Genomic DNA, 2313 nt, shown 5'->3' with positions numbered 1-2313 from the left:
GTCTAGGGCTGGTTGAATCAATCTAAAAACCTTGTTGGGTAAGACTTTTAGACCTTTTGTCAATCAAAAAATACTGGATCTGGGAGTGATCGGGGGGAAATTTAGGCACTTTTTCCCTGAAAATTAGGTAATTGGCCACCTCAAAACTGGTAAAACCCCACACCCCACACCCTACACCCTACACCCTACCCCCCGGAAAAACTTTTTGCCGCAAACCCTGTCTAAACTCCTAGCCGATCATCCGCGGGATTTGAAAGGCTTCTGCGATCGGCCCGAGGGCCAATATCGGCAAGAAAGTGAGCGCGCCGAGAATTAAAATCACCCCCGCCGTCACGCCGGTAAAGAGTCCGGTATCGGTGCGGAGGGTTCCGGTGGTGGCAGGAACTGGTTGTTTGCGGGACATCCCATCGGCTAACAAGAGCAGGGCGGCGATCGGGATATACCGTCCGGCGAGTAAACTGAAGGAGGCACTTAGATTCCACCAGAGAGCGGTAATCGTCGGTTTGGCACCAGCCGCAATCGCAAGCGGCGCAGGTTGGGAATCCCCTAGTCCCTCGAATCCCGACCCGTTATTGGCGGCGGCGGAAGCGTACTCGTAGATAACTTGAGATAATCCGTGAAAGCCGGGGTTACTGATGCCCTGAAAGTCGGGAAAGGCAAGGGCGATCGCTCCAGGGATGAGGATGGCGATCGGGTGAACCAGCAGAATTAAAAAACTCGCTAACACCACTTCCCGTTTCTCGATTTTGCGCCCGAGGAATTCCGGGGTTCTTCCCACCATTAGCCCGGTGACGAATACCGCCAGGATCAGATAGGCAAACAGGTAGGCGGTGCCGGTTCCCTGGCCTCCGAAAACGATTTGCAGGAACATATTCGAGAGGGTGACGAAGCCGCCGTTCGGCATCAAGGAATCGTGCATGGCGATCACCGCACCGCACATGGTGGCTGTGGTAGTTACCGCGTACAGGGCCGATTGCGCCCAACCGAAGCGTACTTCTTTGCCCTCGAAGTTAACCGCTCGCTCCACCCCTAGCAGGGAGTTAACCGCCTGGTTGCCGTTATATTCCCCGATCGCTGTGATGATCGTAAAGCCGATGAAGATACCGAGGGGAATTAAATAGATTAACCGAGCTTGCTTGAGATTATCGGCGAAGACACCGTAGGTATAGATCAGGGAGGTGGGAATCGAGAGAATCGCTACCAACTGCACCAGATTGACGAATCCGTTCGGGTTTTCCAAGGGGTGGGCCGAGTTGCTGGCAAAAAAGCCACCGCCGTTTTCTCCCAATTCCTTAATAATCTCGAAGTGGGCCACCGGACCGCGGGCGATCGCCTGACTGAGGTTGGGGTTTTCTAGCGTCGGCAAGATCGCCGGGCCCGCGAGGGTTTCCGGGACCCCGGCGATGATCAGGGCAATTGCCCCCACGATCGAGAGCGGTAAAAGGATACGGGTGATCGAGCGGATCAGATCGACGTAGAAATTGCCCAACGGTCGCCCCGTCAGTCCCCGAATAAAGGCGATCCCCACCGCTAGACCGGTTCCGGCCGAGGTGAACATCTGGTAGCCGAGTCCCCAGATCTGACTCCCGTAGCTGAGGGTGGTTTCTCCGGAATAATGCTGTTGGTCGCTGTTGGTGATAAAGGAAATCGTCGTATGTAACGTGGTGTCCCAAGTGGGGGCGGGGATTACCGTCGGGTTGAGGGGAAGGACTCCTTGGCCCGCAATCAGGGAAAAAACCAGAATTGCTATTACCGCGTTACTGTAGAGAACGGCGCGGGCGTACTGCCAGCCAGTCATATTCTCTTTCCCTTTCACCCCGACGAAGCTGTAAAGAAGACTCTCGACTCGATCGCACAGTGGGTCGAGTAGGGTTCTCTGTTCCATGAACACCCTAGCCATATACCGCCCGAAAAAGGGGGTGATTGCCACGATTATCAGGATCGTGAGCGCGATTTGAATCCATCCTTGCAACATGGTTCGATCAACTCCAAAAAAAGGCCCGTGGAGGCTCGATCAACGATCAACCGGGAAACTCACGGGTTCGCTGTCTCGAAACCGCTTGCTGAAAACCGAGTTTGTCTAATCATTAGCGATCATTAACAAATGGTTGACATCCTCACCGCCGTAAACGGACGGTGATTCCCAAACCTCACGATTTGGGCTTCGGCCGTGAGATCAGCCGAACGGTTTCTGCTTCTTTCCCGAAGGATTTTTCGCACCTGCCTTAACAGATTTACTCTGTTCTGGTCTTATGGTCGCGACCCGGACTGACACCGCAAGCCCTGCGGCCAAAATATTTTTACTGGCGTTAA

Annotated in this window: 1 protein-coding gene and 1 pseudogene; both read right to left on the bottom strand. The window is 54.2% G+C overall.

Annotated elements, in window-relative coordinates:
- Window positions 1–229: 229 nt before the first annotated feature.
- Window positions 230–1975 (bottom strand): potassium-transporting ATPase subunit KdpA, encoded by a 1746-nt coding sequence (gene kdpA / locus IQ242_RS22790; RefSeq protein WP_193961516.1) that lies wholly within the window; start codon window positions 1973–1975, stop codon window positions 230–232.
- A 201-nt stretch (window positions 1976–2176) separates the two neighbouring features.
- A pseudogene (locus tag IQ242_RS22785) lies at window positions 2177–2313 on the bottom strand (RNA-guided endonuclease TnpB family protein); the annotation flags it as partial.

The organism is Microcystis sp. LEGE 08355 (genome assembly GCF_015207185.1).
GTDB classification, from domain to species: domain Bacteria; phylum Cyanobacteriota; class Cyanobacteriia; order Cyanobacteriales; family Microcystaceae; genus Microcystis; species Microcystis panniformis.
The sequence above is the reverse complement of the archived record's forward strand: the minus strand, read 5'-3'. Positions and strand labels throughout refer to the sequence as shown.